The 26,698-nt window shown below is 59.3% G+C and carries 19 protein-coding genes and 1 tRNA gene; 13 read left to right on the top strand and 7 right to left on the bottom strand.

The features are described from left to right. Positions 1-73: 73 nt before the first annotated feature. Positions 74-814, bottom strand: a complete 741-nt coding sequence (gene ubiG, locus EH31_RS10775) for a bifunctional 2-polyprenyl-6-hydroxyphenol methylase/3-demethylubiquinol 3-O-methyltransferase UbiG (RefSeq protein WP_034960355.1) — start codon at positions 812-814, stop codon at positions 74-76. Between the two features lie 79 nt (positions 815-893). Between ubiG and EH31_RS10770 the strand changes: the two genes are divergently transcribed. The 7 genes from EH31_RS10770 (at position 894) to purU (ending at position 8,256) form a co-directional block, all read left to right on the top strand. Next, positions 894-2,150, top strand: a complete 1,257-nt coding sequence (locus EH31_RS10770) for an aspartate kinase (protein WP_199797024.1) — start codon at positions 894-896, stop codon at positions 2,148-2,150. A 145-nt stretch (positions 2,151-2,295) separates the two neighbouring features. After that, a complete protein-coding gene (locus tag EH31_RS10765) occupies positions 2,296-3,000 on the top strand; it encodes a helix-turn-helix domain-containing protein (protein WP_034960352.1) in 705 nt (234 codons plus the stop codon). A gap of 240 nt (positions 3,001-3,240) precedes the next feature. Then, a complete protein-coding gene (locus EH31_RS10760) occupies positions 3,241-4,257 on the top strand; it encodes a GGDEF domain-containing protein (RefSeq protein ID WP_081853364.1) in 1,017 nt (338 codons plus the stop codon). A gap of 101 nt (positions 4,258-4,358) precedes the next feature. Next, on the top strand, positions 4,359-5,537 hold the full coding sequence (gene purT / locus EH31_RS10755) for a formate-dependent phosphoribosylglycinamide formyltransferase (protein WP_034960350.1): 1,179 nt from the start codon (positions 4,359-4,361) through the stop codon (positions 5,535-5,537). Positions 5,538-5,571: 34 nt separating this feature from the next. Further along, positions 5,572-6,582 carry an NAD(P)H-dependent flavin oxidoreductase gene (locus EH31_RS10750; protein WP_034960348.1) on the top strand — a complete coding sequence of 337 codons (1,011 nt, stop codon included), beginning with the start codon at positions 5,572-5,574 and terminating at the stop codon, positions 6,580-6,582. Between the two features lie 5 nt (positions 6,583-6,587). Further along, positions 6,588-7,388 (top strand): SDR family NAD(P)-dependent oxidoreductase, encoded by an 801-nt coding sequence (locus tag EH31_RS10745; RefSeq protein ID WP_034960347.1) that lies wholly within the window; start codon positions 6,588-6,590, stop codon positions 7,386-7,388. A 13-nt stretch (positions 7,389-7,401) separates the two neighbouring features. Further along, positions 7,402-8,256 (top strand): formyltetrahydrofolate deformylase, encoded by an 855-nt coding sequence (gene purU, locus EH31_RS10740; protein ID WP_034960346.1) that lies wholly within the window; start codon positions 7,402-7,404, stop codon positions 8,254-8,256. Positions 8,257-8,274: 18 nt separating this feature from the next. Here purU and EH31_RS10735 read toward each other — a convergent pair whose 3' ends face one another. Beyond that, positions 8,275-10,455 carry a PQQ-dependent dehydrogenase, methanol/ethanol family gene (locus tag EH31_RS10735; RefSeq protein ID WP_034960345.1) on the bottom strand — a complete coding sequence of 727 codons (2,181 nt, stop codon included), beginning with the start codon at positions 10,453-10,455 and terminating at the stop codon, positions 8,275-8,277. A gap of 37 nt (positions 10,456-10,492) precedes the next feature. Here EH31_RS10735 and EH31_RS10730 point away from each other — a divergent pair, with 37 nt between their 5' ends. Beyond that, the gene (locus EH31_RS10730) at positions 10,493-11,470 is read left to right on the top strand and encodes a dienelactone hydrolase family protein (protein ID WP_338390480.1); all 978 of its coding nucleotides are present in this window, start codon (positions 10,493-10,495) and stop codon (positions 11,468-11,470) included. 178 nt (positions 11,471-11,648) lie between these two features. Here the strand turns inward: EH31_RS10730 and EH31_RS10725 are convergent, their stop codons facing one another. Next, positions 11,649-12,632, bottom strand: a complete 984-nt coding sequence (locus tag EH31_RS10725; RefSeq protein WP_034960343.1) for a complex I NDUFA9 subunit family protein — start codon at positions 12,630-12,632, stop codon at positions 11,649-11,651. A 231-nt stretch (positions 12,633-12,863) separates the two neighbouring features. Between EH31_RS10725 and EH31_RS10720 the strand changes: the two genes are divergently transcribed. Next, positions 12,864-12,950 (top strand) — tRNA-Leu (locus tag EH31_RS10720). Positions 12,951-13,116: 166 nt separating this feature from the next. Beyond that, complete coding sequence (locus tag EH31_RS10715) at positions 13,117-14,340, top strand: tyrosine-type recombinase/integrase (protein ID WP_034960480.1); 1,224 nt, start codon at positions 13,117-13,119, stop codon at positions 14,338-14,340. A gap of 137 nt (positions 14,341-14,477) precedes the next feature. On the opposite strand, the gene EH31_RS10710 is transcribed toward EH31_RS10715, so the two are convergent. The 3 genes from EH31_RS10710 to EH31_RS10700 form a co-directional block, all read right to left on the bottom strand. Beyond that, positions 14,478-14,672 carry a DUF6961 family protein gene (locus EH31_RS10710; RefSeq protein ID WP_051699180.1) on the bottom strand — a complete coding sequence of 65 codons (195 nt, stop codon included), beginning with the start codon at positions 14,670-14,672 and terminating at the stop codon, positions 14,478-14,480. Next, entirely contained in the window at positions 14,663-15,091 is a 429-nt protein-coding gene (locus EH31_RS17975; protein ID WP_422110926.1) for a thermonuclease family protein, read from the bottom strand. The genes EH31_RS10710 and EH31_RS17975 overlap by 10 nt, the downstream gene beginning before the upstream one ends. A gap of 187 nt (positions 15,092-15,278) precedes the next feature. Next, on the bottom strand, positions 15,279-15,869 hold the full coding sequence (locus EH31_RS10700) for a lytic transglycosylase domain-containing protein (RefSeq protein WP_034960342.1): 591 nt from the start codon (positions 15,867-15,869) through the stop codon (positions 15,279-15,281). 138 nt (positions 15,870-16,007) lie between these two features. Here EH31_RS10700 and EH31_RS10695 point away from each other — a divergent pair, with 138 nt between their 5' ends. The 3 genes from EH31_RS10695 (at position 16,008) to EH31_RS10685 (ending at position 23,323) form a co-directional block, all read left to right on the top strand. Next, the gene (locus EH31_RS10695) at positions 16,008-16,922 is read left to right on the top strand and encodes a DUF7146 domain-containing protein (RefSeq protein WP_169738771.1); all 915 of its coding nucleotides are present in this window, start codon (positions 16,008-16,010) and stop codon (positions 16,920-16,922) included. 75 nt (positions 16,923-16,997) lie between these two features. Beyond that, the gene (locus EH31_RS10690; RefSeq protein WP_034960341.1) at positions 16,998-21,245 is read left to right on the top strand and encodes a strawberry notch family protein; all 4,248 of its coding nucleotides are present in this window, start codon (positions 16,998-17,000) and stop codon (positions 21,243-21,245) included. A 104-nt stretch (positions 21,246-21,349) separates the two neighbouring features. Next, positions 21,350-23,323 carry a ParB/RepB/Spo0J family partition protein gene (locus tag EH31_RS10685; RefSeq protein ID WP_034960340.1) on the top strand — a complete coding sequence of 658 codons (1,974 nt, stop codon included), beginning with the start codon at positions 21,350-21,352 and terminating at the stop codon, positions 23,321-23,323. Positions 23,324-23,595: 272 nt separating this feature from the next. Here EH31_RS10685 and EH31_RS10680 read toward each other — a convergent pair whose 3' ends face one another. Next, positions 23,596-26,250 carry a TonB-dependent receptor gene (locus tag EH31_RS10680; RefSeq protein ID WP_034960338.1) on the bottom strand — a complete coding sequence of 885 codons (2,655 nt, stop codon included), beginning with the start codon at positions 26,248-26,250 and terminating at the stop codon, positions 23,596-23,598. Positions 26,251-26,698 lie beyond the last annotated feature (448 nt).

Here is a 26,698-nt window from a genome sequence, read left to right as displayed (position 1 = left end):
ATAACCCTTTGAGCTTGGTGGCCGGGTCGACGTGTTATCCTGAATCAAGTTCAGGATGACGAGGGAGGTCGGACTAACGCTTCACCCGCGCGCTCAAAATGTAATTGAGCACCTCGTCATCGGACAGGTGCAGGCCCTTGCCCGGCCGCCATGCGATGCCGCGCCGCTCTGTCACTTCAAAGCCAAGCTCTGCGAGGAGCTCTTCCAGTTCTTCTGGCGTGATAAAATCTTTCCAATGGTGCGTGCCTTTGGGGACATATCCCACTGCCTCTGCCGCGCCGACAAGCAGCACGCGCGAGGCAGCCGTACGGTTGGGGGTGGAAAGCACGAGCAATCCGCCCGGTGCCAGCCGGTCCGCCACATCGCGCAAGAACGCGCGCTTGTCCGCGACATGTTCGACCACCTCAAGGCTGGTAACCAGATCAAAGGTGCCAATATCGAGCGATGCGACCTCTCCCGCAATATAGCGGATGTCGAGCCCGCCCGCCTCGGCGTGAGCGCTGGCGGCCTGAACATTGTCGGACGCTGCATCGACGCCGGTCACTGCTGCGCCAAGCCGGGAAAGCGGTTCACACACCAACCCCGCGCCGCATCCAATGTCGAGCGCGGTCTTGCCCGCAAGCGGCCTGATCCCTCGCGCATCTGTCCCAAAATGCGCATCAACCGCTGAACGGATGAAGGCAAGGCGTACCGGGTTCACCTGATGCAGGCTCGCCATTTTTCCCTTCGGGTTCCACCAGTCTTTTGCAAGATCAGCAAAGAAGGCGGCCTCTTCGGGACGGATTGTTACGTCAGATGTGTTTGCGTTTCCCATAGACCCTCGTTAGCAGCGCGAACGATACTTAACTAGCGGGAGCTTCATGGGCTTGGCCGAGAAAAAGCAAAGAATTGTGATGAAGTTTGGCGGGACCTCGATGGCGGGGACCGAGCGGATTCGCCGCGTCGCCAATATTGTGCGCGCACAGGCCGCAAACAACTCCGAGGTCGCCGTTGTCGTCAGCGCGATGGCGGGCGAAACCGATCGCCTCGTCAATTTCTGCCGCGAGGCCAATGCGCTGTATGATCCGGCGGAATATGACGTGGTTGTATCGAGCGGCGAGCAGGTGACCAGCGGGCTTCTGGCGCTCACTCTGCAATCGCTGGGCTGTAAAGCACGCAGCTGGCTTGGCTGGCAAATGCCGATGAAGACGGTTGAGGCCCATTCAAAGGCGCGTGTCTCCACCATCGATGCCCCCGATATGATCGCCAGCATGGAAGCGGGCGAAATCGCCGTTTGTCCGGGCTTTCAAGGTGTCTCGGATGAGGGCCGTGTGACGACCCTTGGCCGAGGCGGCTCTGATACGTCGGCGGTCGCTGTGGCGGCGGCGGTGAAAGCGGATCGCTGTGACATTTATACCGATGTGGACGGGGTCTACACCACCGACCCGCGCATTGTGGCGAAAGCGCGCAAGCTCAAAGCGGTCACTTACGAAGAGATGCTTGAACTCGCGTCCGTCGGGGCAAAGGTCCTTCAGACCCGATCTGTGGGACTTGCGATGAAAGCAGGCGTGCGCATCCAGGTGCTCTCCAGCTTTGTGGGCGAAGATGCCGTCCCCGCTGATGAACTGCCCGGCACATTGATTGTGTCGGATGAAGAAATGGAACTCATGGTCGAAAGGGGCGAAATGGAACGCCAACTTGTAACCGGTATCGCACACGACAAGAACGAAGCCAAAGTGACGCTCACCCGCGTGCCCGATAAGCCTGGCGCTGTGGCCGATATCTTTGCCCCGCTTGCGGACGCTTCGATCAATGTCGATATGATCATTCAGAACGTCGGCCGCGACAAAGGCGAAACCGACGTGACCTTCACCGTGCCGGGCGCTGACCTTGCCCGCACACAGGCGCTTTTGGATGACCGACGCGAAGACATCGGTTTCAACCGCATCATCACAGACAGCAAAGTGGCCAAGATTTCCGTGGTGGGCGTCGGCATGAAAAGCCACGCCGGCGTTGCCAGCACCATGTTCAGCGCGCTGTCGGATCGCGGCATCAACATTCAGGCAATCTCGACCTCCGAAATCAAGGTCAGCGTGCTGATTGATGAAGACGAAACCGAACTTGCCGTACGTGTGCTTCACACAGCTTACGGCCTCGACGCAGCCGACTAATCGACCCGCTAATCATGCTTCTGGGCATTGGATTGGTAACGCTTAACCTCATAAGGGCGCGTTCCAGCGCAATTAACCTTGTTTGCTAACCGCGCCTTTACCTTTTTCGCCGGAATCTGGCTCCTCCACATAGGAGCCTTACGTAATGGCGTTGAAAGCCCACCTCGAAACTGTTGATAGCGAAGACGGCGTTACTCTTGATGGCAGGCGGCACCCGCGCCGTGCTTTGACATTGCAAACGCAGGCGGTCTCCCAAGGCGGTAGGCCAGCCAATGTAACGATCCACAACCTGTCAGCAGCCGGCCTTCTTATCGAGACGCAGCTTGAGCTGATCCCCGGGGACCGGCTGGCGATTGGCCTTCCTGATGTGGGCCCGGTGGGAGCAGAGATCGTATGGGTGAGCGAGCAGCTTTATGGCTGCGCATTTGAACAGGCTTTGGGAGAAGCCGCGCTTGCCGCCACGCAGTTGCAATCAGAACCTCTTGGAAGACACCAGGCGCCCAGTGCACAGCCTCAGACGGCAGCGCCTTCGTTTGGTCGCTCCTCCAACAGCGCTCAATTTGGGCAGCAACTCAATCGCCTTCGCCGCGAACGTTCCATGACATTGGAACAAGTCGCCAATGCCTTGGGGGTCAGCAAACCAACCGTTTGGGCATGGGAAAAAGGCAAGGCTCGCCCCCTGCCAGAGCGTATTAGCGCTATCGCTCAAGTACTTGGCATTTCGGAAGCCGAATTGTCGGGTTCCAGCGACCAAAAGAAGAGTGAAAACCTGGTTGAGGAATGTCGCTTACGTATAGCTTCGGAGTATGGAACCAGCCCGGAATGTGTTCGTATAATGATCGAAGTTTGAGGCGATTCCGATCAGCCGAGGCTTACATGGGATAGAACACTTTTGTCGATTTATGGTAAACGGAGATCACGACGATTCGTTTTTTAGTTCAGTTACTTAGCGTTAGCTAACAGGTCGCATAACAAGCTCATAAAAGAGTAGAGATTTTCTCATCATTGGCCTTTGAAAGTTAGTTTACGCTGTGTCTTTACTCTGAATGAGTCGGACGGGGTTGTAGTTGATTATTCGGGGGCAGACTGCATGACTATGCATTCTCATAACGCAGGCGCTTGCGCGCCACAAATACAAGAGTGTGACCCGGCAGATGATATTCTCATTCGCCTTGATCGCGCCGGTTTTATCGTAAACGCATCGCAAAACGCGAGGCAGCTTGGCATCGATTTTGAAGCGCTGCTTTTAATGCCGCATATCGCCGATTTTGCGGTCGCTGATTTTCAGCACAAAGTGACGCAATACTTTGAACACGTAATCGCCGGAGAGTGCGAAGAAGAGGCTATCGAATTTCCGATTGTCACCCCTCACAGCACCGATGAATTTGGCTCGGTCGCCTCTCAACAAGGTATGCAGTGTTCCGAGCACGACCAGCAATGGTGCCTGTTAAAGCTCAGTTGCATCGGCAATGATGGGCAATCGGGCCGCGGCGCGCTTGGCACTTTGCAATTGGTTGAGCGCAAATGTGAAACCACCTGTCATTTGGAAACTCCGCGGATAAGTGACCGGTTGACAGGGCTTGCTGATCGCCGCGCATTTGTTCGCTGCCTAGATGGAAGTCTTGCTCTGAATGAAACGGCGAGCGTTGCGATCTTTGCGATCGACGGCATGCGCGCGATTTATATGCAGTACGGCCAAACAACCGCCGATGAGGTCAGGTGGGGATTTGCTCGGTTTCTTGAGACGATTGCGGATCAGGACCATATCTTGGCCCAGGTCGATGATGAGCGATTTGGCGTTATCCTGCCCGGTATGGCTCCGAGGGCAGCGCGCGAATGGGCAGCTGATGTGCTGCAGGTTTTTGCTGGGCTTGCGATGCCTGAAAGCGGATGCAAGCCGGAGTTTGGCGCAAGCGCAGGCATTGCAAAGGCGGCGATGAGCCCGGAATGGACGATCCGACAAGCTGAGCTTGGCTTGGTGATGGCGCGCGCTGCAGGAGGCATGCAAACTGCGATTTGCCGGCCGCATTCCAACCTGTTGAGTGGCCACCTGATCGAACGGGCGATGGAGAATGTGGTGGTGCGTGCTTCGCGCCGCGCAGGTTAACCGGTTTGTTTGGCGCGGCACCCATTGCCGCGTGCCTGACACAGAAAGGGCGATTTGAACGTACTTGGAGGCGGGCTTCCACTACGCTAAGCCTGCGCGCCATGTCACACACTGCCACCATCCTCCTTCTGGGCTCAGGCGAACTGGGCCGCGAATTTGTCATTTCAGCCAAGCGTTTGGGCGCCCGGGTCATTGCTTGCGATGCTTATGACAATGCCCCCGCCATGCAAGTTGCCGATGCGCGCGAGGTTTTCTCCATGCTCGACGGCGCGGCTTTGCGCGTCGCTGCTGAAAAACACCGCCCCGATTATATCGTCCCCGAAATCGAAGCGATCCGCACCGAGGTTCTGGGCGAACTTGAAAGCGAGGGCTTTAACATTGTTCCCTCTGCGCGCGCGGCACAGCTGACCATGAACCGCGATGCCATCCGTGATTTGGCAGCGGGCGAGCTTGGCCTCACCACCTCGCGCTATCGCTATGCGACCAGCCTTGAGGAAGTGCGCGCGGCGGCTGAGCACTCGGGTTTCCCTTGCGTGATAAAGCCTGTGATGAGCTCGTCGGGCAAAGGGCAGAGCAAGGTCGATAACGCCGAGGGTCTCGAAGAAGCGTGGGATTATGCTTGCGCAAATATGCGCGGCGACAGGGCGAGGGTGATCGTCGAGGAGTTCATCGCCTTTGACTATGAAATCACGCTTCTGACCGTGCGCCACAAGAATGGCATCAGCTTTTGCCCGCCCATCGGCCACAGGCAAGAACGCGGCGATTATCAGGAAAGCTGGCAGCCCACGGCAATGTCGCAAGGCGCAATTGCCAAGGCGCAAGAGATGGCCGTCAAAGTCGTCGAGGCGCTTAAAGGGGGAGGCAAGGGCTGGGGCCTGTTCGGGGTCGAGTTCTTCGTTTGCGGCGACGATGTAATCTTTTCGGAAGTTTCGCCCCGGCCGCACGACACCGGCATGGTTACCCTCGCAAGCCAGGATCTGACCGAATTCGACCTCCACGCCCGGGCCATCCTTGGCCTGCCCGTGCCAGCGACCATCCACGCCCGCCCGTCGGCTTCCGCCGTGATCCTTGCAGACCGCGACAGCGAGGACTTCGGCTTTGAAGGGGTGGATGCAGCGCTCGCGGTCCACGACACCGCCGATGTCCGCATTTTCGGCAAGCCTGCTACGCGCCCCTATCGCCGCATGGCTGTCGCGCTTGCCAAGGGTCAGGATACAGAAGAAGCACGCGCGCTTGCTGCCGCTACGGCACGAGGGGTGCGTATTGTGTATCACGATTGATCTTTGCGCAGGCGCCGCTTAAGCGAGCCTTCCTATGAGCAACTATTCAAAAACCGCTGCCATGATGCAGCGCGGCACCGACTTTCTCGGCTGCGAAACCGCCATCCTTTGCGGCGCGATGAGCTGGGTGTCTGAGCGCAATCTTGTCTCCGCCATTTCAAACGCTGGCGGCTTTGGCGTGATTGCTTGCGGGGCAATGACGCCTGACCTGCTCGATGCCGAAATCGCCGCAACCAAGGCGATGACGGACAAGCCCTTTGGCGTGAACCTCATCACCATGCACCCGCAATTGTTCGACCTTATCGAGGTCTGCAAGAAATACAGCGTTAGTCACGTCGTGCTCGCAGGTGGCATCCCGCCCAAGGGCAGTGTCGAAGCGATCAAGGCGTTTGGCGGCAAGGTCATCGTCTTTGCGCCCACACTGGCACTCGCGAAAAAGCTGCTGCGTTCTGGCGGCGATGCCTTGGTGATCGAAGGGATGGAGGCAGGCGGCCACATCGGCCCGGTTGCCACAAGCGTTCTGGCACAGGAATTCCTGCCCGCCTTGGCCGAAGATCATGTGGTCTTTGTCGCAGGCGGCATTGGCCGGGGCGAGGCGATTGCGAGCTATCTTGAGATGGGCGCTTGCGGTGTTCAACTGGGAACACGCTTCGCCTGCGCATCTGAAAGCATTGCGCACCCCGATTTCAAAAAGGCGTTCTTCCGCGCCAAGGCCCGCGATGCAGAGGCAAGCGTCCAAGTGGACCCGCGTCTCCCCGTGATCCCGGTGCGCGCGCTCAAAAACAAGGGCACCGAGGAATTCACCAAAAAGCAGATCGAAGTGGCTGGAATGCTCGACCGCAAGGAAGTCGATATGGGCGCAGCACAGCTTGAAATCGAACACTTCTGGGCAGGGGCCTTGCGCCGCGCGGTGATTGATGGCGATATTGAAAATGGCTCTCTTATGGCTGGTCAATCGGTCGGCATGGTGACCAGCGAAGAGCCTGTCGCAGACATCATCACGCAGCTGATGGAGCAATGCGAAGCGGCATTGGCAGGAAGGTGACCCCGATGAGCGAGGACCAACCCCAAGAATTCCCGCTGCCCAATGCCTCTACCGACCTTTCGGGCCATGTGGCTTTGGTGACTGGGGCATCTTCCGGATTTGGCGAGCGATTTGCTCGTGTGCTCGCCAGCCAGGGCGCAAGCGTTGCCTTGTGCGCGCGGCGGGTAGACCGGCTTGAGGCGCTCGCAGCGGAAATCAATGCGTCCGGCGGCAAGGCTGTCGCTATCGAAATGGACGCAACCGATGCGGATGCTCTGATCAACGCAGTCGAGACTGCTGAGCGCGAGCTTGGCATCGTTGATATCCTCATCAACAATGCGGGCATTCCCGATGCACAGCGCGCGCACAAGATGGAGTTGGAACTCATCGACCGGGTGCTGGGCGTGAACCTGCGCGCGCCGTGGATTCTTTCATGCGAAGTGGCGAGGCGGCTGCTTGAGGCCAATAAACCGGGACGCATCGTCAACATCTCCTCGACCGCGCATTACCGCTATGACGGGGGCGGGGCGGCGCTTTACGCGACCACTAAAACCGCGCTTGCCCGGATGACCGAAACGCTCAGCGTCGAGTGGTCCTATGCCAATATCAACGTGAATGCGATTTGCCCCGGTATGTTCGTGACCGAGATGACCGACGGCATGTTTGAACGCATAGGTGATCCGCGCCCGATGCTGGCCCGCAAACGCGTGCCGGTGCCCGCGCAAATGGACTCAACGCTGCTCTATCTCGTCAGCCCGTCTAGCGAATGCGTGACCGGCGCTGTCATCAAGGTTGATGATGGCCAATCCGCGCGCATGAAGATGTGAGCGCAGCCCACTTATGAGCTCTCCTCTAGTTCTGACGCTGACCTGCGCCGACCAGACCGGCATCACTGCGCGGGTGACTGCGTTCCTCTTTGAGCGTGGATGCAATATCCTCGACGCCCAGCAATTTCGCGATTCCACCAGCGACCGCTTTTTCATGCGAGTGGCGTTTGACCCGCTCGGCACCAATGCGGATGAGCTTCGCGGCAGTTTTGCAAAGCTTGGCGCGGAATATGCGATGGAGTGGAAGATCGTCGCTCTCGATCGTGCGCGCCGGGTGATTATCATGGTGTCCAAGGGCGACCATTGCCTTGTCGACTTGCTTTATCGCCTGCGGGTGGGGGAGCTGAACATCGAGCCGGTGGCGATTGTTTCCAACCACCCGCGCGAGGTCGCCATCCGCACTGACATTGGCGATATTCCGTTCCACCACGTGCCCGTGACCAAGGAAACCAAGCCGCAAGCCGAGGCGCGGGTGCGCGAAATTGCAGCTGAGACCGAGGCTGAACTGGTGGTGCTTGCGCGGTATATGCAGATATTCTCTGATGAGCAGTCTGCGCATTTCGCAGGGCGATGCATCAACATCCACCACTCGTTCCTGCCCGGCTTCAAGGGCGCGCGGCCCTACCACCAGGCGCATGAGCGCGGGGTCAAGATCATCGGGGCGACCGCTCACTTTGTAACAGCGGACCTCGATGAAGGACCGATCATCCACCAGGATGTGGAGCGCATCACCCATTCTGACAGCCCCGCTGACCTGGTGCGCAAAGGCCGCGACATCGAACGCCGCGTGCTGGCCGAAGCGGTGCGTTTGTTCGCAGGGGAGCGTGTGCTGATGAACGGCAACCGCACGGTGGTATTCCGGGGTTAGGCGCCCCTCACCGCCAAATCACCTTCGCGCCACTTTCTTGGCGCCCCCTTTTTTATCGGCCGCCTCCAAAGCCTTGTCCTCGTTTGCCCGCTGGATGACATAGGCGCGAATTGCTTCGATTTCGTCCTTGGACATGGAGGTCGCAAAGCTCGCCATGCCGTTGTCTTTGAGGATGCCATCGTGGACCACCGCCTGCCAGCTTTGCGCATCGCTTAGCGTGCCTGAACGGCGCAGGTCCGGCAATTCGGTCGAACCAACCGCAGCTGGCGCATGGCACACGGCGCAGTAACGAGCGTATTTGACCTTACCCAAAGCAATCGTTTCAGCGCCCGCACGTGATGGCGGCGGATCAAGCGGGATTTCAGCAAGGGTCAGAACGTCGGGCAGCACAGCCTCACCGCCGATCTTGAACACCAGCAGACGCGAAATATTGCGCACTGGTCCCTGTTCATTGATCATATGGCCATCTGCCGTAATCGCATATGCGCCGCCCCATCCGGCCAGCACAGCCACATATTGCTCGCCGTCCACGGTATAGGTGATGGGCGGGGCAACAATCCCTGTTTGTGCAGCAAAGCTCCAAAGCTTTTCACCACTCGCCGCATTATAGGCGGCAAATTCGCTTGAGGAATTGCCTTGGAACACAAGGTCGCCCCCCGTTGCCAGCAATCCGCCATTCCACGGCCCTGGAAATTCCACGGTCCAGCGCGCTTCCTGCGCCACAGGGTCCCAAGCCATCAGCTTGCCTTTGACCGTGCCGTAAATCTCGCGCCGCACGTTAAGATCAGGCGGCAGATCACCCGCCCCCAAATCAAAGCCCACGTTAAACCCGCGCGCCCGGTCCGCTTTCCAATCTGCTTCGGGAGCATAGGCCATGGCTGCTTCAAAGGCAGGGATATAAACAAGGCCCTCGCCCGGGTGGAACGCCATGGGGTGCCAGTTATGCCCGCCAAGCGGCCCCGGCATCACAATCGCCGGTTTGCCCGTCTTGTCGATGCGCGCCTCTGGATTGAAGATCGGACGACCGTTTTCATCAATCCCCTTAGCCCAGTTTTGCGGGATGTATTCCTTGGCCGAAATAAATTCGCCGGTTGCCCGGTCGATCACATAAAAGAACCCGTTCTTGGGTGCCTGCATCAAGACCTGACGCGTCTTTCCCTCGATCTCCATATCGGCAAGGATGATGTGCTGGGTCGCGGTGTAGTCCCACGTTTCGCCCGGCGTTGTTTGATAGTGCCAGACATATTCGCCCGTATCAGGCCGGATCGCGACGATGCTGGAAAGATAAAGGTTGTCACCTTCGCCTGTCCCATCTTCGCCCGGTGACCGGTAAGCCTGGTTCCACGGGCTCCCGTTGCCAACGCCGAAATACAGCAGGTTTAGATCGGGGTCATAGGCCATGGAATCCCACACCGTACCACCGCCGCCAATCGCGTCGGACCCGGCAAGCACTTCCATGTTCCAGGTCTTTGCGGCGGCTTTCAGATGCTCCGGCGCATCATCACCTTCGGTCCCATCGGGCACGGTGTAGAACCGCCACAGCTCACTGCCGTCCTCGACATCATAGGCGGCGATATAGCCGCGCACGCCAAATTCTGCCCCGCCATTGCCGATGATAACCTTGCCATCAATGATGCGCGGCGCGCCGGTGATGGAATAGGCCATGTCCTGATCGACGGTGACGACTTCCCAGTTTACCTCGCCGCTATCGCGGTCAAGCGACACCAGCCGCCCATCAAGTGTGCCAAGGAAGAGGTCATCGCCCCATGCGGCCAAACCCCGGTTGACCACATCGCAGCACACTTTGACGCCGGTTTCACCGGGCACCTCTGGATCATAATCCCACAAAGGCTCACCCGTGGTCGCATCAAATGCCTTCACCTTCGACCATGCGGTGGTGAGATACATTTTGCCGTCGATGACGAGCGGCGTTGCTTCTTGCCCGCGCGCTGTGTCCATATCGGCAAACCATGCAAGGCCAAGCTCGCCCACATTCCCGGCGTTGATCTTGTCGAGCGGAGAGAAACGCTGTTCGGAATAGGTCCGGCCATGGGTGATCCAATTGGCGTTATCATCGGCCGCGCCCAGCAGCATTTCCGCCGTGATGCCAGAGCCGCCTGAGCCAGCCATGTCTTCGCATGATGCCAAACCCAAAGCGCCCATTGCCAATACAGGCGCTGCCCAAAACAGCTTTTTCATCTTGTCTCTCTCCCACGCAGAACTTTTAAGTCCCCTCTTGAAACGCAGTCTGACGTGGAAATTGCCGCTTGTCCATGGGCGCTTTGAATGCGTATCACTCGCCCCTGAACACGACTATCTCAAAGGAGCCGGAACGATGTGCGATGAAAAGAAACTCAAAGAATGGGCGCGCGGGCAGGTTAGCCGGCGCGATCTTGGCGTTCTGGCTGGCGCTGCGGCGCTGACGGCTTGTGCGCCCGATGCGGTTACAGCAAGCGGGGAAACCGGCGCCCCTGCGATCACACAAACCAATGTGACGTTCGAAACGGCTGACGGCGTAATGGACGGCGTGTTCATCCACCCGTCCGAAGGCAAGCACCCCGCTGTCATCTTCTGGCCTGACATCGCCTCGGTTCGCGCGTCCAAGATCAATATGGCAACCCGGCTTGCAGGCGAAGGCTATTCGGTTCTCATCATGAACCCCTATTACCGCGATGTGGCAGGGGAACAGTTTGCTGATTTTGCCGCCTTTATCGAAGCGGACGGCTTCCAGAAAGTTCGCCCCTGGCGCGAGAAACTCGATGCGGATTCGATTGGCCGCGATGCAGGGGCCGCGGTGGTATGGCTCGATGCACAAGCTGCAGTCGACACGTCCAAAGGGATCGGCGCGCAAGGCTATTGCATGGGCGGCCCCTTCACCGTGTGGAGCGCAGCAGCGGTTCCATCCCGGATCAAGGCTGCGGCCAGCTTCCACGGAGGCGGATTGGTGCGCGAAGACTATGCAAAGAGCCCGCACAAAGTGCTCGGGGCAAGCACGGCTGGCTATCTGATCGGGGTCGCGCAGGACGACGATGCCGAGGCCCCTGGCGACAAGGACGCGTTCGCGGCCGCTGCAAAGGAAGCAGGGCGTCCCGTAAAGATAGAGGTCTATGCCGGTGACCACGGTTGGACCGTGCTCGACAGCCCGGCATACGCCAAGGAAGCGGCTGAAAAAGCCTATGCGGACTTGCTGAAGCTTTATTCAGAGCAGCTTTAAGCCGCGCTGACCAATCCTTGCATTTTCCTACTCGCTTCGCGCTATCTAAGGCAGGGGAATGCAGCGCCTCTTTCGCCCTCCTCAACCCTGTGTTTTAACGGGTTGTGGGAGGGCAAAGTTTTTTGGCCCCTGAACAGTGTGTCAAGTGTGTCAAAACTTGCGAAAAAGTGAGCGTTTTCTAACTCTTGGTTGTGCGGCTCTTATTGCGTTCATTGGCAAGGCCAAAGCGGCCAAACTTGCGGTAACGCGTCATCCATTTGTCAAGGAACAAGCCAAGGGGCCGCGCATCAATACCAAGGTCGGCAAGCGTGTTGGCATCATCGGCAACAACGCTGCCCGCTTTGAGCAAAGTCCATTGATCGCGGCTCATCGGGGTCAATGGCATTGCGGCGAAAAGGCCGCTGAGGCCATCGGGCATGGCGATGAACTTGGGATCGCGCCCACACGCGGCGGCAATGCGGGTGTTGATGTCCATCATGGTGAGAACTTCTGGCCCGCCAAGCTCAAAGGTCTTGCCGCCATGCTTGGCAGGGTTTTCCAACGCGACAGCAACCGCTTCGGCAACGTCGTCAACATAGACCAGCTGAAGCTGTGCATCTGGCCCGAAGACAGGAAGCACGGGCGCCATCTGGATCAGGCCGCCGAACATATTGAGGAAGTTATCGTCCTTGCCAAACACAATGGAGGGACGAAGGATGGTCGCGTTTTCAAACCCTTGTTTGACAAGGCGCTCCCCCATGCCTTTGCCCTTGGCATAGGCGGTTGGCGAGTTTTCATCCGCGCCAATGGCGCTCATATGGACAAAGCCCTTAACCCCGTTCGCCTTGGCCTGCGCTGCCATCTGTCCAGGCGCCTCTCCCATGAGCGTGCCAAGGTCGCCATCAAAGGCCCCGACAAGGTTGACCACATACTCAGCGCCGCTCAGCGCTTTGGTGATTTGCTCAGGCTTGGTAATGTCGCAGCGCGCGAATGTAAGCTGACCCAGATTGGCGAGCGGCTTCAGCGGCCAGCTTTTCTCAGGTTTGCGGCTGGCGACCCTGACCCGGGCTCCGCGCTCAAGCAGGGCCTGGACGACATAATTGCCGATAAACCCGCCTCCACCAAAAACGGTGACGAGAGCGCTTGAGAGAGGCGATGATGAGGAGGGTGATGGTTTTGACATGGCTCGTAAGTCCCAATGAGCGGATCAATTTGGAAGGGCATATGCGCAGAGTTTTGCGCTGGTGTTATCACGCGCCGCCATGCTCCAATGTGTGGCCAAGAGCAAGGGCCCAAGCGCAACAAGCACAAGGAGTGAGATAAAGACGCAAGGTTTGCGTTGACATAGCATCCCCCTCAACGCTATTGGCGCGCCCCTACCGCGAGAGTACGGCAGTACGGCTTTCGCATATGTGCCCAGATGGCGGAATTGGTAGACGCACCGTCTTCAGGTGGCGGCGCTCGCAAGGGCGTGGAGGTTCGAGTCCTCTTCTGGGCACCATTTGTTCTTCTCTTGTTCTCCCAGATAATCTATAAAACCCGCAGAAACCCTAGGGATTCCGCCCTTCGGTAGTTCCGGATCGTCCCGTTTGTTCTCGGGGGTTCCAGACATTTTTGCGGGCCTTTTGCGGGCCTTTGCGAAAACCACATTGGGAAAAGGCCCGCAAATGCCTCTGACCGAAACACGGCTCCGCGCCCTCAAGACGAAAGACAAGCCTTACAAGGTCGCTGACCAGCGAGGCCTTTACATCGAAGTAACGCCGGCTGGCAGTAAGCTGTGGCGTTTCCGATACCGGCTCGGCAAAGTTGAGAAGAAGCTTGCGATCGGTAGCTATCCCGAAGTCAGCCTGAAGGAGGCGCGAGACGTAACCTTCGAGGCGCGTCAGGCTGTCGCCTCAGGGGGCGACCCGGCTTTCGAGAAGCGCAAGCGGAAGATCCGCGAGGAGTTTCTCTCCGCCCAGACATTCGAGGCAGTTGCTCGCGAATATATCGAACAGATGATGGTGCAGAATGGCCGCGCCGAAGGCACGATCATCAAAGCCAACTATTTTCTCGATCAGCTCGCACCGGCCATCGGAAACCGGCCTATCCATGAGATCGAGCCGTTTGAAGTGCTGGCTCCCCTCAAGCGGCTTGAAGCCACTGGCAAGCACGAGACTGCCAAGAAGTGCCGGTCGTTTGCGGGTCGGGTGTTTCGATATGGTGTTGCGACAACTCGCTGCAAATCCGATCCAACCAGTATGCTGAAAGGCGCACTCATAACGCCGAAAGCCACTCACTATGCCGCCATCCTGGAGCCCAAGGAGCTGGGCGGCCTGCTCCGGGCAATCGATGATTACACCGGATACATGGTGACCAAGTTCGCGTTGCAGATCGCACCACATGTATTTGTGCGACCTGGCGAGCTCAGGCATGCCGAGTGGCGCGAGATCGACCTCGTTGATGGCGTTTGGAAGATCCCTGCTGGAAAAATGAAGGCACGCCGTGCGCATGCGGTGCCACTCTCAAAGCAGGTAGTTGTCTACCTCACTGACCTAGCCGAATTGCTCGGCTATGAAGGATACGTGTTCCCTTCGGCTCGCAGCTCAAAGCGTCCCATGAGCGAGAACACACTCAATGCCGCTTTTCGTCGCATGGGGTATTCCAAGGATGAAGTCACCGCTCACGGTTTGCGGGCGACGGCCTCGACGTTCCTGAACGAGTCAGGATTGTGGAACCCGGATGCCATCGAGCGCGCATTGGCCCACGGCGACAGCAATGCGGTGCGCGGCATCTATCACCGCGGTAAGCACTGGGATGAGCGGGTGCGCATGGCTCAATGGTGGAGCGACTACCTTGATGAACTCCGCTCAGGAGGAAAGATCATAAAGGCAAAGTTTGCCCTGGGCTGAGATGAGAGAGCCTCTACTAGTCAGCCGAAGCAAGATCGGAGGCTCAAAAACACCCCCAGCAAAGACACTGATGCGAGGACGGCGAACTCAATCCTGATCCCCAGATTTCGAAGCCATTGCCGCACAGCTTCGAGACCTCAGTTCGCGGTGCTTTTACGTGCAAGCTGATCGAAACGGTCGGCGATCGCTTTCCAGGTTTCTACGCCTGCTTCGTCGCCCTCTAGGGTCAACCGTTCCACTTGCTTTGCTATGTAGGCTGGTCCGGCATCACCATGATTCTTCTCTACCCATAGCGCGGCAGCCCACCGCTCTTGGTCACGGTTCAACACCATGGTTCACGCCTTCCTGTCCACGTTCGGGCGAGCCCTTCGCGAACCAGCTGGTCGCCAAGTGACCGACCGTTGCGGGTCACGACACGCAATTTCCGACCGTATTGGTCCTCATCCCGATTTCCGATGGTGAGAAGCTCAAACGGGCCGGCATTAAGCAAATCGACCAATCGGCGTGTTGCCCGCATTCCAAGCTCGTACTCATAGTCGCACCGAGGCTGGCCAATTTCTGGAGTGTCGATATCAGCGATACGGATCTTGGTTCCATCAAGCCAGAAAGTATCCCCATCGACGACACATGTCCTTCTGACTCTGCCACAGATAGCGAACTGCGGGGAGCTCGCTTGTTGGAATAAACCTTGGGGCTGCTGTCCAACGCTTGCGGGTCTCGCGTCTCCTGCCGGCCAGTTAAGCGCCAGCATCCCGGCCGCAACCACTATCGAGAATCCCCCTAAGCCCAACATGATCTCCTTACCCAGCTTCCTGCGTTTCTTTGCCTTCAACGCTTTGTGAAAGTCGAGCGGGTCCCCCGCTCCATCACGCATTGGCGTAGTCCGATTTCATTATGGTATGCACCAGCAAATGATAGTCAGAAATCATGCGATTTCGTCAATGGTAGGCCCCGATTGCAGACCATCTTGATAAGACCGTCCGGACGTATTGCGGTGTCTCACCATTTCTTGGGATGCCGCGGGCGCGGGATACCGCACCAGGACCAGCATTGTAGGCAGCCAATGCGAGATGGACCGCTTCGAAGCGTTTCAACATATCGCGCAGGTAGCGCGCGCCGCCGTCGATAGAGGCGATGGGATCATGCCGGTTTTTAACGCCCAGTTCGCGCGCGGTGCCTGGCATCAGTTGGGCAAGTCCGGCGGCGCCGGCCGGACTTACCGCCATTGGATTGAAGCGGGACTCGGCCCAGATTAGGGCGCGAAGCAAGTTTGGAGGAAGGCCATACCGGCGCTCAGCCTCGGCGATCACTTCCATATACAGTCCTTCCCTGTAGGAAATACTCGTCTTCCCTCGGGCATGGACCGCCGGAAGGTACTGGCTGACGGTCTTAGCCCGGCTCTCGATTTCCGGTTGGTGGACCGCGTGTTCAAAGAGGGCGAACTCCTGCGCACTGACAGGGTGAAACGAAGCCACGATCAGGCCTGCAAAGGCGATCGTTGTTCTCACAAAACGATTGGGGGCGGTCATCTCGTTCTTTGCTCCATTGCTTCGAATCGAAAAAGAACATACATGGAACATATACCTGTAGGAAAGCGGCATTTGCTGGCCTTCGGGAGAGGAGAGGAAGCCTGTCGAGGGGGCCACTTCGCAAGCTGAGGAGCTCGCATGTCCCTGTCTGCCCGCACTCTTCCCAACCCGTCCCTTGCCGAAACTGCTCGCCGCATTTGCGAATCGCGGGGCGGCAAATGGTCAGGCACAAAAGGGATGGCCTGCTGCCCCGCACACGAAGACCGCACACCTTCGCTCGGCGTGACGCTCGGCCGAAAGGCTATTCTCTTCCATTGTTTTGCTGGCTGTGATCAGCAGAGCGTGCTTTCCGCTCTGGCCTGCGAAGGTTTCGAGGTGGCCAGGTTTTTCTCGGGTCCTTCGACCGAGGATCAGCTCGAGCCAACCAGGGTGCGCAAACCCTCGGCAGCAGCGTTGAGGATCTGGCGCGAAGCGGAACCATTGGGTGGCAGTCCGGCGAAGGCCTACCTTGAGAGCCGCGACATCCTGGCCGCATCTTCAGCTCTTCGCTTTCATCCGCAAACGCCGCTCGGGCCGAAAGGACAGGCCCGCTTTCTTCCCGCTATGATTGCGGCGGTCAGCCTCGACGAGGGGCCGATCGCGATCCACCGCACGTTTTTGTCCACCGAGGCTTCAACCAAGGCCACCTTCGACAAGCCAAAGCGCGCGCTTGGCTCGCTCGGTGAAGCTGCTGTCCGTCTCTTTGCTCCGGTTTCTGGGAAGCTCGGTCTTGCCGAGGGGATCGAGAGTGCGATGTCGGCCTATGCTCTCACCGGCATTCCCGTCTGGGCGACCCTGGGCAATGAGCGCTTCGGTCTCGTGAGCGTGCCCGAGAGCGTGACCGAGCTTCACCTCTTCGTCGATCATGATGCTGGCGGCGAGCTGGCTGCCTCACGTTGCCTGGCCGCCTATGCCCGCGATGGACGCACGATCCAGGTTCGCAAACCCTCGTCACGCGATACCGACTGGAACGACGAACTTACAGCATGGCTGCGCCGCAAGGCGGCGCGTTAGAGGAGAGAGGGCTTCTCGAATTCCTGATCCGGCAGAGGGCGTGTCCCGATGCCCTCATCAGGAGGACGAATTGCCATGTTTCAATCAGACCTGTTTCCCGCCAGCGAGCAGTTGCCGTCAGAGCCCCTGGCCTTCGCAATCAGCACCAGGATTGCGGCGCTTCTTGCCTCGGGACGCCATCTGACCCGTGCCGACATTTCCGGCCTGTTCGCCAAAGACACCGGCGCCCTGGACTGGGGAAGCGCCTGGACCATCGATGACTACAACAACGCGACCGAGATCGGCGCAATGCTGTGGCTACGGGAATCTTCACGCATCGATCTGGCGACAAGCGTGCATGAAGCAGAAGCGCGTTTCGACTGGCTCCAAGCAGCCTTGCCGCCCCGGCACGTTCGCAGTGAGGCACAGGTCGAGCTCCAGCAGTTCTCGACCCCGCCGATGCTGGCCTGGCTGATGGCAAAGGCCGCAGCCATCTGCGCGCACGACACGCTACTCGAACCGTCCGCCGGCAATGGTGCGCTTGCCGTATGGTGCAGTGTCCAGAACGCCTCATTGGTCCTCAACGAGATCGATCCGGCAAGACGAGACAGCCTGGGCCACATCTTCCCTTCGGCCACGATCACTGCGCATGACGGCGAACTGATCGCCGACCTGCATCGCGGCCCGGCGCCGTCGGTCGTCATGATGAACCCGCCATTCGCGCGCAGCCAGGAACGCGGCAAGGATGGTGAGACGGCCATGCGCCACCTGCGCAGCGTGATCCGGGCCGCTGCCTGTGGCGCGCGAATTGTCGCGATCATGCCTGAAGGCTTCGATGCTTCCTCCTTCGCCAAGGGATACTCCGAAGCCTCTCTCCTGCTCAATGTCCGGCTGCAGCAGATGTTTCGCCGGACAGGGACGGGGATCTCCGTTCGCCTGGTTGTGATCGACAAGGTGTCGGCTGCGTCGGCGCCCGCGATCACCGGAGATACCTGTCACCTTATCCAGCTCCACGAGCTGCTCACCACACTTCCGCCACGTGCACCGACATCCGCCAGCCTCCATCGCCTGCCAGTCGGCAGGCCAGTACGCCTTGGGGACAGGAACTCAACGCATCGCACGCCAGTCCGGCCGGTGGCACCGTTCGCAGCGAGACCAGGTGCCACAGCGAATACGATCGAATTGGCCTATTCGGTTCTCGCGGAACCCGCGCCGGTGCCCGAACAGACAGGCATCTACCTGCCTTATCGGCCCAGCCGCATCGCGTTTGAAGATGCGCCGATTCATCCCACCCCGCTCGTGGAATCGGTCGCCATGGGTTCGGTCGCGGCGCCGCAGCCGAATGTTAACCCGTGTCTCCCTGCTGGCTGGCTGGCCGATGGCCTTCTGTCCGAAGCGCAATGCGAGACATTGGTCTACGCGGCCCAAGCCTTTGCGCGCGATCTCCCGGGTCAGTTCAAGGTTTGCCAGGAAGGCACCTCGCTCGAATTGTCCGATGACGGGCACGCCTACAGGCAGGGCTTCTTCCTTGGCGATGGAACCGGGGCGGGCAAGGGACGACAGATCGCAGCGGTCATCATGGACCGCTGGCTTGCAGGCGAGCGCCGCCATATCTGGATCACCAAGAACGAGGCGCTGCTCGAAGATGCGCGCCGCGATTGGGAAGCACTTGGTGGGCTGCCGCTCGATCTCCAGTCGCTCTCGCGCTGGAAGCTCGGCCAACCTGTCACAATGTCCGAAGGCATTCTCTTTGTGACCTATCCGACGCTGCGCTCGGGACGCGCCGAGGATACGCGGCTTGACCAGATCCTTGCCTGGGCGGGCGAGGATTACGATGGCGTGATCGCCTTCGACGAAGCCCACGCCATGGCCAATGCGCTCGGGGGATTCTCCACTCGCGGCAAGGTCAAGGGCTCCGAACAGGGCATGGCGGGTCTCAGGCTGCAGAACCATTTGCCGCGCGCCCGCGTGCTCTACGCGTCTGCCACAGGTGCCTCGAATATCGCCAACCTGGGCTACACATCCCGGCTTGGTCTCTGGGGACCCGAGACTGCTTTCCCGACCCACGAGGCGTTCATGACCGAGATCCGCGCAGGCGGCGTCGCGGCGATGGAGCTCGTCGCCCGCGACCTCAAGGCGCAGGGGCTATACCTTGCCCGCGCGCTGTCCTTCGCCGGGGTCGAGTACGAGATCCTCGAAAACAGCCTGACCGAAGCGCAGGTAAAAATCTATGACGCCTATGCTGATGCCTGGGCGATCATTCACCGCAACCTAGAAGCGGCCCTGGAGGCAACCCGCGTGGTCGATGAAGACAGCGGCGATACGCTCAATCGCAATGCCAAGGCGGCAGCGCTGTCGATCTTCGAAGGCACCAAGCAACGCTTCTTTGCCCAGCTCCTGCTTTCGATGAAACTGCCCAGCCTGATCCCCGCGATGGAAGTGGCGCTTGGCGAAGATCATTCGGTTGTTGTGCAGCTGGTCTCTACCGCAGAGGCCATGCTCGATCGGCGTCTTGCCGACCTCACCGACGAAGAACGCGAAGCGCTCGATATCGATCTCTCCCCGCGTGAATACGTCATCGACTACCTGTCCAAGAGCTTTCCGGTGCGCCTGATGCAGGTCTTCGCCGACGAGGATGGCAATCTTCGCTCCGAGGCGATGAGCGACGAGGAGGGCAATCCCGTTTTCTGCCCGCGCGCCATAGCCGCGCGCGATGCGCTGATCGAACAGCTCTGCGCGCTGCCGCCAATCGCCACAGCGCTCGATGCGATCATCGAGCACTTTGGCACCGAAACCGTGGCCGAGGTTACGGGGCGGACCCGAAGGCTGGTATCGGGCCGAGATGGTCAACAACGCCTCGAACGGCGTAGTCCCAGTGCCAATGTCGCCGAAGCGCAAAGCTTCATGGAAGGCACCAAGCGCATTCTGGTCTTCTCGGACGCGGGCGGCACAGGGCGTTCCTACCACGCCGACCTCGGCTGTCGGAACCAGCAACGCCGGGTCCATTTCCTGCTCGAACCGGGCTGGCGCGCCGACAACGCGATCCAGGGTCTCGGTCGCACGAACCGCACCAATCAGGCCTCGGCCCCGATCTTCCGCCCGGTAACCACAGATGTGAAGGGCGAACGCCGGTTCATCTCGACCATTGCGCGAAGGCTCGACGCTTTGGGCGCGCTTACGCGCGGCCAGCGCCAGACCGGCGGACAGAACCTCTTTGACCCGGCAGACAATCTCGAAAGCGACTATGCGCGCGATGCGCTCAGCCGCTGGTTCCAGCTGCTCTATGACGGCAAGCTCGAAGCCACGAGCTTCGGCCAATTCGTCGAGCGAACGGGCCTCCGTCTCGAAAACCCAGATGGGGGGCTGACCGACAATCTCCCCACGATCCAGCGCTGGCTCAATCGCATCCTCGCGCTGCCGATTGCGCTCCAGAACGCCATATTCGATGAATATCTCGGCCTCGTCGAAGCGCGGATTGAAGCCGCGCGCGAGGCTGGAACGCTCGACCAGGGACTGGAGACCGTGAGGGTCGATCGCTTCACGGTCCTCGCCGATCAACTCCTGCGCACCGATCCCGTAACCGGAGCCGAGACCCGCCTCGTCTCGCTCGAAGTGACGAGGCACCTTCGGCCTCTACGCTTGCAGCGCCTGGTGCGGATGCACGAGATTGGCAGCCCGCACGCGATGCCGATGCGCAATGCGCGCTCGGGCAAGGTTGCGCTGTCGGTTCCGGTCCGGCGCCTCATCGCTGATGACGGAGCCGTGATTGAACGCCGGCGCCTGCTCCGGCCGCTCAAGTCCGCGAACTGGACACTTGAGGCACTTGCTGAAAGCCACTGGGAAGACATTGGCGTCACCGCGTTCACGAGCGCCTGGCGGGCTGAGGAAGAGGCGGCCGCCGCTTCACCGGTGACCGAGCGCGTCCATCTCGCCACCGGACTACTGCTGCCGGTCTGGAAACGCCTCCCCGGCGATCATGTCCGCGTCACCCGGCTCGTTGCCGAGGACGGCCAGTCGATCATCGGTCGCGAAGTGCTCGATATCGATCTCGCTGCGATTGCCGATACCTTTGGTCTTTCCGGAGTTACCGGTCCGGCGCCAGACCAGATCGGCGACCTCGTCCTCGCCAGCGGCAAACCGCTGGGCCTCGCGAGCCATGATCCTCTCACCGTGAAGCGCTCACTGGTGGGCGGCGAACAGCGCCTTGAACTGACCGGATTCTCGCCCGATCGGCTCGACTGGTACAAGGGCAAAGGCTGCTTCACCGAGATCATCCGCTACCGCACGCGGCTGTTCGTCCCGGTATCGAGAGCCTCTCTGATCCTTCCCGCGCTAGCCGCCTGATCCCTCGAGCAGACCCCAATCTCAGAACGAGAGTGGAGGGAGCCCTTTGGGCTTGTGGGCCTCGTGATCCTCACCAGCGCCTTCATTCCATCAGGAGAACACCCATGATCCAGTCGATTCCCTTGAAGAAGCTCGTCCCGAGCCTGCGTAACGTTCGCAAGTCGAGCGACGTGCTGGCCGACCTCCAGCTGCGGGCAGACATTGCTGCGCGCGGCCTATTGCAGAACCTTGTCGTGCGCAAAGGAAAGCGCGGCAAGTTCGAAGTCGAGGCCGGCGGTCGCCGTCTCGCCGCGCTGCAGGCGCTGGCCGAAGAGGGCACCTTGCCCGAAAACCACGAGGTTACCTGCCTCGTCATCGAAGGCGAGGAAAGCGAAGTGCGCGAGGCCAGCCTTGCCGAGAACTTTCAGCGTCTCGCGATGAACCCCGCTGACGAGGCGCAGGCCTTCGCTTCCATCATCGAGGCAGGGGCTACCCCCGAAGACGTGGCGCGCCGCTTCGGCCTCACCGTCCGATTCGTCGAAGGACGTCTGCGCCTAGCCTCTCTCGCGCCTTGCGTCTTCGAAGCGCTCGCCGAAGGCACGATCACGCTTGATATGGCCAAGGCCTACGGCGCGATCTCCGACGTGGAGCGCCAAGCGCATGTCTATGCCGAGCTGCAGGACGCCTGGTACCAAATCACGCCCGACACGATCCGGCGCATGGTGCTCGACGCAACCGTTCGTGGCTCCGATCCGCGAGCGGTTCTAGTCGGACGCGATGCCTACCTGACTGCGGGTGGCCGGATCGAACGCGAACTGTTCGACGACGATGCCAGCGAGAGCTGGATCGATATCGCGCTGCTCGAAGACCTCGCGCACAAGGCCATGGAAGAAGCCGCAGAAAAGGCCGCGCTCGAATATGGCCTTGCCTGGGTGCGCCCGACGCTGGGGAACTATGTCAGCCACGACCTTGTTGAAGGTCTCGCTCGTTTGCCCTGCGAGCCTGCGCCGATGACCGAACAGGAAGTGCAGGAATTCAGCGAACTTGAGGCCGACTACGACCGCGTCGCCGCCGTGCTCGAAGACGAAGACAGCGACGAGGACGAGGTGGCCAAGGCGGAACAGGAACTCGTGGTGATCGACCGCGCCATGCGCGCGCTCAATGACCGGCCGCCGGTACTCGCCGACGAACTGAAATCTGAGGCTGGTGCCTTCTTAGTCCTCTCGCGTAATGGCGAGCCAACATTGGTCCCGCAGTTCTATACCAAAACCGAAGTCATCACCGACGAAGGTCCTATCGAGGCAGTCGAGGACAGCGGAACGGCGAAGCCCAAGGGCAGCTCGCTGTCGCAGCGCTTGCTCGACGAGCTCGCGATGCAACGCCGCGACATCCTGGCAATCCATCTCGCCAACGATCCGGCACTGGCGCTCGACTTCCTGGTCTTCACGCTCGCCGATGCCGATGGGCATGATTGGCGCGCCAAGAAAGCGTCGACGCTCGTTGGGTCGGCGGCGTCCGGCCCGGTCACCGGGTTCGAGGCCAAGGATGCACCGGCGAGCGCTGCTCTGGCAGAGTTTGCCGGTTCGCTCGATCAAAGCTGGCGTGCTGGCGAGAGCGACGTTGAGCGGTTTGCGAGGTTCCGGGCGCTTTCCGACGAGGCGCGCTCGGCGTGGCTCGGACATGTCGTCTCGCGCACTTTGGTTGCCAGCCTGGCCTGCGAAGGCGAACGCTCGGCGCCGCTGCACGAGGCGCTCGGCTCCCTGCTCGAAATCGAGACTGCGCATTGGTGGCGTCCCACGGCAGCGAACTACTTCGACCGGGTGGCCAAGGCCCGCACGCTCGAAGCGCTCAATGCCGCCGGCGGTCCCGAACTGGTCAGTCGTTATGTCGCATCGAAGAAGGCTGAGCTTGCGAGCGCTGCTGAACGCATCTTCTCGGGCAACTTCATTGGCGAGCCCGAGGTCAAGGAACGGGCGCAGGCCTGGGTGCCTTCGATCATGCGTTTCGCCGGTGCCGAGCAGGTCGCACCGGTTGCCGCTGAAGGTGACGAGCCGGTCAGCGACGACGCGACTGACGAAATTGCCGAGCAGGCTGCCTGACCCCTCCTGACAGGTCCAGGTCACTCGGCGGGCGGTCCGTCCCAATCGGGACGGGCCGCCTTTTCCATGTCAAATTTTGGGCCGATTGCCGACAATCAGTAATTGTCGCTCGTAATCTGCACAGCGGACTCAATGCTAGTGGCTCAAGAGCGGCCTTGAGGGCGAAGCTAGAGTGGCTAGCAATCGCTATTGCCCATCAACGACACCCCCAGCCGTCAGCTCAAAACGATTACGGCAACAGGGTCGAAATCATCGGCTACTGGTAGCGTCATCTAGAACCGCGCGCCAAACCGCATCCCGAAAGTCTGCGGATTGGGAAGATAGGCGAGGATGCCGCGCGACGGGGCAAAGCCTTCGGTGCGACCTGGATCGACGACGCGTTGCGCCGTTTCGATGGTACGGTCATCGAAGAGATTATCGACATAGGCCATGACCGTATAATTGCCGAAATCAACGCCGACCCGTGCACCAACGCGCCAGTAACCCGGTAGCCGCGAAAGATTGGCCTCATCCACGAACCGCGACGAACGATACAATCCATCCATGTTGACGAACCAACTGCTGCCTTCCGATTTTAAGGGCCTGCGCACCTCACCAGTCAAAAACAGTGTGTGCCTCGGGCTTCTGCCGACATCATTGCCGGAAAAATCGCCGCAAATGTTTTGCGCCTCGGCCCGGAATTGGGCGGACGAGGACTGTCCGATAGGAACCCCGCAATCGATGAAAGCGGAATCGGGCGATCCGGGAGGTGGACCTTGCACAAAGCTGGCAAAGGTTGAATCGATAAACGCATAATTTGCGCTCACCCGCAGCCAATCTGTCACGCGGGCATCGGCGTCAATTTCAAGGCCATACACATCGACTTGCCCCGCGTTCACGATGCCAGAGCCGACAATGGCCCCTCCGCCTTGCGAGGTGCTGGACTGCTGCACGCCGATCTGTTGGTCCGTGTAATCGTTATAAAACGCGCTAGCATTGATGATGAAGCGATTGCCCAGCCATGCCGATTTGATCCCGATTTCATAGGCGGACAGCCGTTCCGGCAGAAAGCGTTGATCGGTGAAGTCGATAATTTCGTTGGTGTTGAAACCGCCCGGTTTGAACCCGCGCGAATAGGATGCAAACAGCAACAGTTCGTCGCTGAAACCGTATTGTGCGGTGAAACGCGGTGTGAAGCGGTCCGAGTTGATCTCTGCTTCCTGCGGACATGCGACGATAGAACCGGGCGGCGGACCGTCTGGTGCTGCAGGGCTGAAGACTGTGCCGTTCGCAAACGCGGGCAGACAAACCGGTGTCAGCTGCGAAAGCGAGACATCTTGAATCCGGAACCCGGGAATGTCGAAACGGATAGTCTCGTCGCTCCATCGAAGATCAGCGCCCAGCTCAAATCGCTCAGTCACTTCCCAGCCAACGCTGGCGTACAAAGCGCGGTACTGTGTGTCGCGATTGGTCGCGAGCGAGAAGCCAAAATTCTCTTGGGGAGCGGTCGACAGGAAGAACGGAGGGCCTCCAAGGGGCGAATTCGGATTGCGCAGCCAGAATTGCGCTGAGTTAATCACCGAAGACCGCTCATCGAACGCTTGTCCACCAGCGATGACCGTGAAATCGCCAAACCGGTTTTCGTATTTCAGCTCATGATCAAAAGTGCGATTGTTGAACTCAAGCGCCTGAAACGCGTTAAGCGACAGGACAAATCCCTGCGGTCCGGGGAAATTGGTGTAATCGCCATCCTGCTCAAGGCTCGACCGATTGTCGAGATGCCCGAACCGGTACGATAGCTGTCCCAGGCTTGTGTCCCAATTGACCAGAAGCGTGGCGATGTCTTGCCGCAGCCTCAGGCCTGCCATGGGCTCACCGGTGAGCGGATTAGGGCTGAGATCAATCTGATCCTCGCGCGCGCTCACATTTCCAATCAACGTCCCCCGCGTGCAATTTGCAACTTGTGGCGGTGTAAGCCCTGCAAAATCATCGGGGCATGGAAAAATAGACGGAGCGCCCGGCGCCGGAGCAAAAGTGCCCCCTGGAACCGGCAACCTCGTATTAGGCGTAAGCAAAACCGAGGGCGCCTCGTTTTGCCTCTGGTTCAGATAGATGTAGCGGCCCACGACATCGAGATTGTCCGTGATGTTGATCCGCAAAGACCCGCCGGCACCCTCGGTACGGTTCTGTCCAAGGCGTGCGCCCGTCGCCGGATTTCGGTAAAAACCATCCCGATCCGAAAACACACCATTAACGCGCAGCGCCACTTTGTCCTGGACAATCGGCATGTTAAAAGCGCCATCAATGCTGAACAGGCCTCCTTCAGCGATATCGGCGTTGACCCGGCCTTCAAACTGTTCTCCCGGCGTTCGGCTAATGAAGTTCACCGCACCGGCAAAAGCATTTCGTCCCCATAGAACCGATTGGGGACCTTTGACGACTTCGATCCGTTCCAGATCATAGAGCAGAGTGTTGACTGCAGCGCCTCCGCCGCCAATCACCATATTCTCCCCCGAAAGGTCCAGCCCATCGAGCAAAATGGCGACGGATGGACGTCCACGCTCCGATTGCATACCCCTGATTGCAGGACGGGTATCTGCAAGAAAGCCGCCTTGGTCAAACGTGAGTCCCGGGACACGCTGGGTGAGGTCCTCAACGGTGCGAATTCCTTCATCCTCGATCACGGAATCGTCTATGACGCGGATCGTCACAGGGACGTTTTGCAGCACCTCGTCGCGCTTGCGAGCAGTTACAATGATCTGAGGACCGCCGATAGTATTTTCGCCCGCCCCCTCGTTCGCACCGGTGCCGTCCCTAGATGTTGCTTGGGACGTAACCGTTTCCTTAAAATTGGACGTGACCGTTTCAGATGGCGCTGCTGCAAGATGAGTTGGCGTTATTAGAACAGTTGTTGCGAGCATGCCGACGCGTAGCCGTGCAGTGACCATTGTGATAGTAAATCCTTCAAAATTCTGGCGTTTTCGCTTTTTGCCTCTTTTATGAGTCCAAGATAAATAGGCCTGTGTCAATAGTGTAGTGTCAACTAAATTTGACACACTGGTTTTTGAGCACCGGTGATCGAAGTGGGCAGCTTGGCTAGTGCAGCTAGCGCATAATGACTGGGAAATGGACGGAGCTTGTTGGCACGGTTGAACAAGCCGCCTAGCCTTTTCCGACACCTCACTTTATCTCTTTAATTACTCGCTTAGCTAGACTGACATGAGACTGTGTTATGCTGTCGCTACGTGTCGTCAAAGACTGTTTGCTCTCAAATGAGATCGGCTTCCACTATGCAGTAGTTCGCCAATTGAGGAATGAGTTTGGGCCGATTGCGGACTGACTGCTCTCGGTTCGCAAAACGGCCAAAGCGGACGTTCGGCCATGGGAGATCGTATC

The sequence above is a fragment of the Erythrobacter longus genome, assembly GCF_000715015.1.
Classification (GTDB): domain Bacteria; phylum Pseudomonadota; class Alphaproteobacteria; order Sphingomonadales; family Sphingomonadaceae; genus Erythrobacter; species Erythrobacter longus.
This window is presented reverse-complemented; position numbering and strand designations above follow the sequence as displayed.

Coding starts and splice junctions, on each gene's coding strand:
- EH31_RS10695 (WP_169738771.1), top strand. CDS start 16,008: ATGTCCCTGTCTGCCCGCACTCTTCCCAACCCGTCCCTTGCCGAAACT.
- EH31_RS10710 (WP_051699180.1), bottom strand. CDS start 14,672: ATGGTGTTGAACCGTGACCAAGAGCGGTGGGCTGCCGCGCTATGGGTA.
- EH31_RS10700 (WP_034960342.1), bottom strand. CDS start 15,869: ATGACCGCCCCCAATCGTTTTGTGAGAACAACGATCGCCTTTGCAGGC.
- EH31_RS17975 (WP_422110926.1), bottom strand. CDS start 15,091: ATGCTGGCGCTTAACTGGCCGGCAGGAGACGCGAGACCCGCAAGCGTT.
- EH31_RS10715 (WP_034960480.1), top strand. CDS start 13,117: ATGCCTCTGACCGAAACACGGCTCCGCGCCCTCAAGACGAAAGACAAG.
- EH31_RS10680 (WP_034960338.1), bottom strand. CDS start 26,250: ATGGTCACTGCACGGCTACGCGTCGGCATGCTCGCAACAACTGTTCTA.
- purU (WP_034960346.1), top strand. CDS start 7,402: ATGAGCTCTCCTCTAGTTCTGACGCTGACCTGCGCCGACCAGACCGGC.
- EH31_RS10690 (WP_034960341.1), top strand. CDS start 16,998: ATGTTTCAATCAGACCTGTTTCCCGCCAGCGAGCAGTTGCCGTCAGAG.
- ubiG (WP_034960355.1), bottom strand. CDS start 814: ATGGGAAACGCAAACACATCTGACGTAACAATCCGTCCCGAAGAGGCC.
- EH31_RS10765 (WP_034960352.1), top strand. CDS start 2,296: ATGGCGTTGAAAGCCCACCTCGAAACTGTTGATAGCGAAGACGGCGTT.
- EH31_RS10685 (WP_034960340.1), top strand. CDS start 21,350: ATGATCCAGTCGATTCCCTTGAAGAAGCTCGTCCCGAGCCTGCGTAAC.
- EH31_RS10725 (WP_034960343.1), bottom strand. CDS start 12,632: ATGTCAAAACCATCACCCTCCTCATCATCGCCTCTCTCAAGCGCTCTC.
- EH31_RS10760 (WP_081853364.1), top strand. CDS start 3,241: ATGACTATGCATTCTCATAACGCAGGCGCTTGCGCGCCACAAATACAA.
- EH31_RS10750 (WP_034960348.1), top strand. CDS start 5,572: ATGAGCAACTATTCAAAAACCGCTGCCATGATGCAGCGCGGCACCGAC.
- purT (WP_034960350.1), top strand. CDS start 4,359: ATGTCACACACTGCCACCATCCTCCTTCTGGGCTCAGGCGAACTGGGC.
- EH31_RS10745 (WP_034960347.1), top strand. CDS start 6,588: ATGAGCGAGGACCAACCCCAAGAATTCCCGCTGCCCAATGCCTCTACC.
- EH31_RS10770 (WP_199797024.1), top strand. CDS start 894: ATGAAGTTTGGCGGGACCTCGATGGCGGGGACCGAGCGGATTCGCCGC.
- EH31_RS10735 (WP_034960345.1), bottom strand. CDS start 10,455: ATGAAAAAGCTGTTTTGGGCAGCGCCTGTATTGGCAATGGGCGCTTTG.